Annotated in this window: 6 protein-coding genes and 1 pseudogene; 1 reads left to right on the top strand and 6 read right to left on the bottom strand. The window is 33.5% G+C overall.

What is annotated here, in order from left to right; genetic code table 11:
• From BMZ76_RS16100 to BMZ76_RS06470, 6 genes and pseudogenes are all read right to left on the bottom strand, one after another.
• Positions 1–314 (bottom strand): helix-turn-helix domain-containing protein (locus BMZ76_RS16100; protein WP_244281761.1); only part of this gene is annotated, 314 nt, incomplete at its 3' end.
• Between the two features lie 119 nt (positions 315–433).
• A complete protein-coding gene (locus BMZ76_RS06490; RefSeq protein ID WP_091204096.1) occupies positions 434–2,062 on the bottom strand; it encodes a S41 family peptidase in 1,629 nt (542 codons plus the stop codon).
• Between the two features lie 136 nt (positions 2,063–2,198).
• Positions 2,199–3,059 (bottom strand): NAD(P)-dependent oxidoreductase, encoded by an 861-nt coding sequence (locus BMZ76_RS06485; protein WP_091204094.1) that lies wholly within the window; start codon positions 3,057–3,059, stop codon positions 2,199–2,201.
• A 191-nt stretch (positions 3,060–3,250) separates the two neighbouring features.
• The gene (locus BMZ76_RS06480) at positions 3,251–3,601 is read right to left on the bottom strand and encodes a hypothetical protein (protein ID WP_091204142.1); all 351 of its coding nucleotides are present in this window, start codon (positions 3,599–3,601) and stop codon (positions 3,251–3,253) included.
• A 73-nt stretch (positions 3,602–3,674) separates the two neighbouring features.
• A pseudogene (locus BMZ76_RS06475) lies at positions 3,675–4,229 on the bottom strand (REP-associated tyrosine transposase).
• Positions 4,230–4,612: 383 nt separating this feature from the next.
• Positions 4,613–5,452: a hypothetical protein gene (locus BMZ76_RS06470; protein WP_091204093.1), complete on the bottom strand. Its 840-nt coding sequence runs from the start codon at positions 5,450–5,452 to the stop codon at positions 4,613–4,615.
• Positions 5,453–5,887: 435 nt separating this feature from the next.
• Between BMZ76_RS06470 and BMZ76_RS06465 the strand changes: the two genes are divergently transcribed.
• Positions 5,888–7,294: an APC family permease gene (locus tag BMZ76_RS06465; protein WP_091204090.1), complete on the top strand. Its 1,407-nt coding sequence runs from the start codon at positions 5,888–5,890 to the stop codon at positions 7,292–7,294.
• Positions 7,295–7,568 lie beyond the last annotated feature (274 nt).

Here is a 7,568-nt window from a genome sequence, read left to right as displayed (position 1 = left end):
AACTCGTCGGCAATGTCTATAGCAACATTTAAGACATGTACTTTTTCTTTTTCCTTAGAAAGTAGTGATTCTAGCTCTTTTATTCGTTGTTCTGGAGTATTCTTTTGTGACATAGATGGTAATTCTTTCCAATCTAAGATACTATGTTTTCGCATCCAAACCAAAACAGTGCTTCTACCTTGAATTCCATACTTTTTTTGAGCTTGTTTATAGGTTAACTCGCCTTTTTCTACTTCGGCAACTACTTGTAATTTAAAAGCTAGGCTGTAATCTCGTTGACTACGTTTTTGTCTTTGCGGGGATTGTGATTCCATAAATTAAGTTGTTTGAGTGACAACCTATTTCAGGACGGGACAAATAAAAAAGAAAAGCTAAATCTTTACGGATTTAGCTTTTGTTGTGTTTGTGATTAGATATTGCAAGTATCATTATTTTATTCAGAGCCTAATTCAATTGCCTTTTCTAAAATTTCATCTCGACCTTGTTTTAAACCCTCAATTGTTGGTTTAATTTCTATATCAATTTTAACTCCTTTTCTTTGTGTTTCGGTTTTATCAGGATACATAATTCCAAGACCTGAAATTGCTGTTTTGTACCCTCCAATGTACTCAAAAACAACTATGTTTCCATCTGCACCTGCTGTTTGATTTCCAATGGTAATTACATTATCAGCCGTTTGGATTGCCATAGCAGTAAATTCTCCTTTACTTATTGATTCATCATTTACTAAAAGGATAACTTTTCCTTTAAAATTATTTTTATTTTTTATACCCGTTTGTAAATTCTCTTTATAACGGAACTTTCCCGGATAATCCATATTAGGACTGTAAACTTTACTGAAATCTCTTTTTTCAGAATTTAAATATTTTGAAAGCAATTTGTAAATAGAAGCGGGGTAATTCCTCAAATCAATTATTATCGTTTTTTTATTTTTAAAGGATTTAAATATATTAGAAACATCAGCACCTTTAATACTTGCCATGTTTACATAACCAATTTTTTCGTTTATTGACTTTGTTTTAATTGCCGTTGGGTTGTCCCAATATTCAAAGTCGTCGAAATTATAGCGATTAACTTTAATTTTTTCGATTTGATTATTCCTGTCGATAGTTAATGTTAAAGCACTATTCTTTCCAAGAAGAATTTCGTTGTAAGTCTGTCGAATTTTAATATTTGCATTTGAGCCTGCAATATATTTTGATTTTTTTTCTGTTTCTTTTTGAATCTCTAAATCATCAATTTTCAATATTATATCGCCTAATTTTATATTGTTGATTTTTGCAATAGAATCATTGTAGAAACCAGAAACTACCGCTTTATTGTCAATGTTTGAAATTTTGACAGGAAGATACTTGGACTTTTCGTTATCAAAACTTATCCAAGCGTGTGTGTCGTCTAATTTTGCAATGAGTTCTTTAACGAGAGACTGATATTCTTCTTTATTGGATGCACTTCTAAATTTTGGAATCATTTCTGTTAATACAGAATCCCATTTTTGGTCAGTAAGATATTTGTAAGGATAGAAATATTCAATGATATTCCAATATTTGAATAAGCCTAACAATCTGTATTCTTCACTTGGATATGAAAAATTTTGATAAACAGGTTCATTTGTAACTTTAATAGTTCCAACAGGTTCTGTTGTGACATAGAAATTTTCTCCTTGAAATCTGTTTTCTTCAATATATTTTAATTTTGCTTTCAGTTCAGCATTGAAAATCTCTGAATCTTGTGTCCAAAAAAGGTTGAAATTTTTATCAAAAAGAAGTTGATCAGAAACACAATTTTTACATTTTTCAATATTGCCCAAAACATTAATCCAATTGCTATAAATTTTTGATAAAGATTCCTTGTCGCTAGCTTCAAGTGCTTGAGGCAGATATTTTATAAATTCTTTATCCCAATCATATTTACCCTTTCCAACTTCTGGATGATAATATTTTAAAAAACCATAAATTTTACCAATTGAAGCTAATTTTTCGGTATCTGAAATTCTTTGTTGAGCAATTAGGTGATTAAAACTAAAGCAGATTAAAATTAGAAGTAGAAAAGTTTTTTTCATATTATCGAAACTTATTTCATTTTATAGCCTTTCAAATATATTGGTATTTTTTTATAAATAACGAGGGACTAAATCATTGTTATTGTGGTTTTTAGAGAGCAAAGCGGAGTTTGATTTCCGGAATAATACCCAAAAGTTACTTAATTTTTAAACTGCTAATAATCGCCATAACGTCTTGATCGCCTAATCCTTCTTGTTCTGCTGCGGCATAACTGTCGTACAAAGGATGAATCAACGGTGAATTAAGTCCGGCTTCTTTGGCCAGTCTTAAATCTTTAACCAGATGTTTCAACGCAAATGCTGCCGGATAAGAATCGTTCAGAATGGAAGGTGTTTTGATATTCGTAATGCCGTTGCCGCAAGCGCCTTGATTGATGATGTTGAGCATGTCTTCTTTGCTTACGCCATTTTTCTCGGCAAATAAAACCGTTTCGGCTATTCCTTGAAGGTTCAATCCTAATAAATAATTGATGGCTAATTTAGCTGAACTTGCCACGCCAGGTTCGCCTACGTGAATCGCAATTTTACCCAAAACGTCAAATATCGGTTTGGCTAATTCGTAGTCTTCAGTTGAAGCGCCGACAAGAATGACCAAAGTTCCGTCTTGTGCCGGTTTTACACTTCCAGAAACGGGAGCATCTATGAAATGTACGTTATGTTGGTTGCAAATGGTGTTTAAATAACGAGAGGTTTCTGGAGCAACCGTACTCATATTGATGATGGTTTTGCCAGGATTGGATTTAGACAATAAACCTGTTGGTCCCTCAAAAACTTCTTTTACCGCTGCGTCATTGGATAACATCGTCAAAACTACGTCGCAATTTTCTATAAGTTCTTGTAAACTGCTGGCAGATTTTGCTCCTGCAGCCAGTAATGGCGCTTCTTTCTCTTTGGTACGATTAAAAACGGATACTTCAAAACCCGCTTTGAGTAGGTTCATAACCATTGGGTTTCCCATGTTGCCAAGACCTGTCCATCCTAATTGTAATTTATTCATGATTTTTAGTGCTAAATGATACGTTTCCTGTTTTGGTTTTAAAGGTAAAGTGCTATCAGGAAAGCGACACTAAAGTACGTTTTATTTTCGGGAAAGAAACAAAAACAGCTGATGGAATAGCGGTATTATTTTAAGTTTTGTTTTTTCATAAAAAGAAACTTCATGTCGTTTTTGTTCAGGTTTTAGATACCTTATTGATACAAATATTCCAAAAGTAAATTCGTAAGTTTATAGAGTGCAATTCCCAAGCCTATTGCAATTAGGAACCAAAAAAATCTTTGCTTTTTGTCTATTTTTACAAATTGTTTCTTGAGCAATACTCCATTTTCCTTCAATTCAAGTTTGATTTCTTTGTTGTCGAATTGCTTGTATTTCGATTCCAGTATTAAATTTCTGGCGTGTAATTTTATTTCATGGGTAATTCCAGAAAAAGAAAACTTTTTAGAAATTCTTTTTCCATTCAATAAAACACTTTCAATTCCAAAAACAGAGTTTAAGAATTCTATTTTATTTGAGTCGATGTTAAATTCCGCGTATTTCATTTTTGTTTTATTTTTTTTAATGCTTTTGTCCTGCACGAAAGCACGGATTTGCAATCCGTGCCCGTAAATAATATCAAAATAATTCTAATAAAACCACTTCTAATTCACTCTCTAAACTGGCATAGTTTCTTGCTGAACTAAAATAATAATCTTCTGGCAAAGAAACTATCTTGTCCTTAACGGGGTTATTATGAATGTATTCTACTTTTTCTTTGATAAACGAATTGCTTTAAATATGTTCTGCATGATAACCATCTTGCCATACTTTATAGTGTTGTTCTTTTTTTAAATGTTCACATGATTTTTTAAAATAATCCAACAGCCAATCTCTTCTACTTTCCGGTTCCTCTTTTATTGTTTGTATTATTTTTTTGGAAGTAAACTTTTTAAAATCCCGAATTACGTCAGATAAAATGAAATCATTTGTTGCTTTACAAAATAAATGTAAATGACTACTCATTAAACAGTACGCATAAATTTCTAAACCTTTATTTACTTGGCAATGTTTTAAAGAATAGGTTATGATAAATTTTTGATTTGGTCTAGTAAATACATCGACCCAACCTACAGTCGATATCGTAATAAAAAAAGCTTCTTCTGTAGTTGTGGCTTTGTATCTAGTAGACATCGTTTTTTTAAATTTTATGTGACAATTTAATTTATTTAGCTCATCTCTGGAACACCCAATATATTAGTTACATTTCTAATTTTCACATTGTTTTATTCTCTTTGTGGGCACGGATTGCAAATCCGCGCTATCGTTGCCCGAAAAATTAGATATCCGAGCGATCGGGTAAGGGCAAGTATGCTCAAAAGTGAAGGAAAACACGAAAAAAACCAAGCTGAAACCACTCCACAAAAAAAGAGGGACAAAATCCTCTTAAAAATACCTCTAAAATCTTTACGATAACTCCATAGTGTTAACGGACGTACAATCGGTTCCGTTCAACCCGGGTTTCATTGTTCGTGCTGCGCACGCAACGAAACCCTAGCTGTTAGCTGTAATCTTTTTTATTCTACTTTTTCAAGTTCGAGTATAGTTTTTGAACCATCTATATTTTTGTATTCAAGTTTTACAAATCCAAAAGTTGGATTATAATAAGAAACTAATTCAGTTTCCCCAATTCTACTTTTGGCATTTGCTTTAACAATATAGCAGTCTAAATTACCTAGTTTAGTTAAAATATTTTTCTTGTCAATGATTTCATATTCATAATTATTTTCTATTCCGCCTTTCCATTCAAGCCATCTTTTATCTGACCAATGATCTCCAATTTCTAATTTCCAATTCCATTTATTCCCTATTTCATAAGGAGTTTTTATATATGGAAATGGATTTATTTCTAATATTTGGAAAAATTTACCACGAGGTGGATGTATCCAAGCATTCATTTCGTTTTCGATCGCACCTGTAACTTCCATCGTTAACGACCTGTTGTTATTCATTGGATATTCATATGAAATTCCTGTCTGGTTAAAATCAGGATCGTTATCTTTAAATGGATTTCCTAAAATTGGTTTTAAAATTACATTTTTTACTGTTTCCTCGTTTTGTTTTTCAACTTCTATAAATTTCCAATCAAAAATACTATAATTTTCTTTTTTGATTTCTTTTCCTTTTGCAATTAAAAATTTTTTTCCATCTACATTTTGATAATAATAGGAAAAAACGAAACTTTTTCCAACAGTATAAATTTTATTATCTACATTGTATTTATTGTCGTTTTGATTTGATTCTTCAAATTTTTCTACGATAATTCCATCGTCATCTATAATATATTTTTCAGAATTAATTTGAGAAAAACAAGAAATAGGAATTAGTAGAAATAGTATAAGTTTATTGATATTCATATTGTTACTTTTTTTTAAGATTACAGCTAACTAGTATACAGGCGAAACAAATTTTCGCAAAGCTTATCAATTTAGGGTGGCTTGACGAAACTTTATTTCGTTTTTATATTTCTCAAATATATTAAATTTTTCTTACAATTTTTCTTGAAAAGAATAAACGTTATAGTTATTGCGGTTTGCGTTAGGGCGGGAAGCGGCATCCTTTATTTTTTTTCTTTAAGAAAATAAAGATACAGCGCACCGCCCGACCCAAAGTGGCGAGGAGGAACGACGAAGCTACTGCAGGGTCACGCCCAAAAGAATAATTTCACTCTTCACAACTCACCACTCACAATTCGCTTTTCACTTTACTGTCACTTTTCCCATTCCTTTTATGAAATTTCCAAAAAAAGTATATCTTTAGCCAACTAAAACCAAAACCCCAAAACAAAGAATATGGAAGACCAAAAACCAGACGATTTTAAAAGAGAATTAGGATTGCTCGACGGAACCATGCTTGTGGTGGGCTCTATGATAGGTTCCGGGATATTTATTGTAAGCTCGGATATGGTTCGGCAATTAGGTTCTGCCGGTTGGTTAATTGCTATGTGGGTGCTTACTGGCTCCATTACGGTGATTGCCGCCGTGAGTTATGGCGAGTTGAGCGCGATGTTTCCTAAAGCGGGTGGTCAATATGTGTACATCAAGGAAGCCTACGGGAAACTGGTGGGTTTCTTGTACGGTTGGAGCTTTTTTGCAGTGATACAAACCGGTACCATTGCTGCCGTGGGCGTGGCTTTTGCCAAATTTGCCGCCTATTTGTACGCACCTTTAAGTGATAAGAATATTTTATATGAAATAGGGGATTTCAAACTCAATGCGGCTCAGATTGTTTCTATTTTCACCATTATTTTGCTGAGTTACATCAACAGTCGCGGGGTGAAAAACTCGAAGATTTTGCAAACGGTTCTGACGGTTATCAAAATTCTATCGTTGGCAGGTTTGATTATTTTTGGTTTTATGGCTGCCAAAGCAGAAGTGTGGGATGCGAACTGGACCAATGCCTGGACGTCACAAACACTGAATGTAGAAACGGGTTCATGGTTGCCTATCAGTGGAACGGCATTAATATCTGGAATTTCGGCAGCATTAGTAGGTTCGATGTTCTCCAGTGTGGCTTGGGAAGGAGTCACTTTTATCGCCGGGGAAATAAAAAATCCAAAACGAAATGTGGGACTGAGTTTGTTTTTGGGAACCTTAATTGTGAGTGTGATTTATATTTTGGCTAATTTCATGTACTTGGCGGTGGTGCCTTTGTACGAAATTGCAACGGCAGAATCAGATCGCGTGGCTGTTGTGGCTTCGCAAAGTATTTTTGGTTCGGTGGGAACATTAATTATTGCTGTGATGATTATGATTTCGACTTTTGCCTGTAACAACGGACTAATTATGGCGGGTGCCAGAGTGTATTATACAATGGCACAAGACGGTGTTTTCTTCAAGAAAGCAGCAGAACTGAATAAAGCCAGTGTTCCGGCTTGGTCTATCTGGGCTCAGTGTGTCTGGGCATCGGCGTTGTGTCTCACGGGAAAATACGGTGATTTATTGGATTTTGTGGTCATCATCGTTTTGATATTTTACATCCTTACTATCCTAGGGATATTTATTCTTCGCAAGAAAATGCCAAATGCCGAAAGACCGTATAAAGCTTTTGGATATCCATTTTTACCAGGCCTTTACCTAATTATTGCTACGGCGATTTGTATTGCTTTATTGTATACTAAAACCAGTACCAGTGGTTGGGGTGTTTTGATAATGTTGATTGGGATACCGGTGTATTATTTGACAAAAGCTAAGGAGTAGTTTTTTTTAAGTTATGAATTATGAGGTATGAATTATGAGGTATGAATTATGAATTAAGAATTTGCGGATGGACTATGCTATTTATGAATTTAAATTAGTCCAACTTAAATGAACTTATATTTCTTATATGTTTAAAAAAACATCTAAATATTTATATTCATAATTGGTATTGCTTTCGTGAATTTTAGGAATCAGTAAAAATCTGCTTAATCGGGGTCATCTGCATGCTAATTCAGTACAATAACAAAAAAGCTTAAACAAAAAAAATCCGTCT

Source organism: Flavobacterium xueshanense (assembly GCF_900112975.1).
In the GTDB taxonomy this organism is placed as follows: Bacteria; Bacteroidota; Bacteroidia; order Flavobacteriales; family Flavobacteriaceae; genus Flavobacterium; species Flavobacterium xueshanense.
This window is presented reverse-complemented; position numbering and strand designations above follow the sequence as displayed.

What these genes read in the sequence shown, in the direction of transcription:
- BMZ76_RS06480 (WP_091204142.1), bottom strand. Translation starts at nt 3,601, where the DNA reads ATGAAATACGCGGAATTTAACATCGACTCAAATAAAATAGAATTCTTA.
- BMZ76_RS06485 (WP_091204094.1), bottom strand. Translation starts at nt 3,059, where the DNA reads ATGAATAAATTACAATTAGGATGGACAGGTCTTGGCAACATGGGAAAC.
- BMZ76_RS06490 (WP_091204096.1), bottom strand. Translation starts at nt 2,062, where the DNA reads ATGAAAAAAACTTTTCTACTTCTAATTTTAATCTGCTTTAGTTTTAAT.
- BMZ76_RS06465 (WP_091204090.1), top strand. Translation starts at nt 5,888, where the DNA reads ATGGAAGACCAAAAACCAGACGATTTTAAAAGAGAATTAGGATTGCTC.
- BMZ76_RS06470 (WP_091204093.1), bottom strand. Translation starts at nt 5,452, where the DNA reads ATGAATATCAATAAACTTATACTATTTCTACTAATTCCTATTTCTTGT.